Origin of the sequence: Terrimonas pollutisoli (assembly GCF_029360765.1) — a bacterium.
Classification (GTDB): Bacteria; Bacteroidota; Bacteroidia; order Chitinophagales; family Chitinophagaceae; genus Terrimonas_B; species Terrimonas_B pollutisoli.
This window is the reverse complement of sequence record NZ_JARKNA010000074.1, coordinates 1-519: the sequence shown is the minus strand read 5'-3', so window position 1 is coordinate 519 and position 519 is coordinate 1. Positions and strand designations below refer to the sequence as shown.

The 519-nt window shown below is 58.6% G+C and carries 1 protein-coding gene; it reads right to left on the bottom strand.

The window, feature by feature from the left end; genetic code table 11:
• Window positions 1–288: 288 nt before the first annotated feature.
• A partial coding sequence (locus P2W73_RS26695; protein ID WP_276505106.1) for a hypothetical protein occupies window positions 289–519 on the bottom strand: 231 nt, incomplete at its 5' end.

The following is a 519-nucleotide window of genomic DNA, read 5'->3' as shown; positions in this document are numbered from 1 at the left end:
ACAACAATTACACTCGCTTGCCTTCCTCTGCGTGTCATCGTCTGATCATCTCCACACCCGGGTCACTGTCAAAAATTTGATTAACGGATCTACTTCAAACGTCAAAATGCGTGCTACTTTCATCCTCGCTGCCTTCGCTGCTGTGGCCGCTGCCCAGACTTCTTCTGCTGTTGAGAGTCCCTCCGATGTCGAGACCACCGGCGTTGCTGAGACTGGCAGTGCCACTGCCACTGCCACTGCCACTGGCGGCGCTGAGACCGGCTCTACTGTCATTCCCACCGTCACCTCTCAGCCCGTGATCCCCTCTGGAACGGCTACTGAAGCCCCTACTACCCCCACCGGCAGCGGTGCCGAGTCCTCCGGTGCTGTGACCGGCTCCAGCTCTGCTGGTTCCTCTACCCTCGTTACCAAGTCCAGCACAGCTGCGAAGAGCTCCTCTGCCACCGCGACTGAGACCTCCACCAAGACCAAGTCGACCGACGAATCCACCAGCACTAAGGGCTCTTCCTCCAAGTCCAG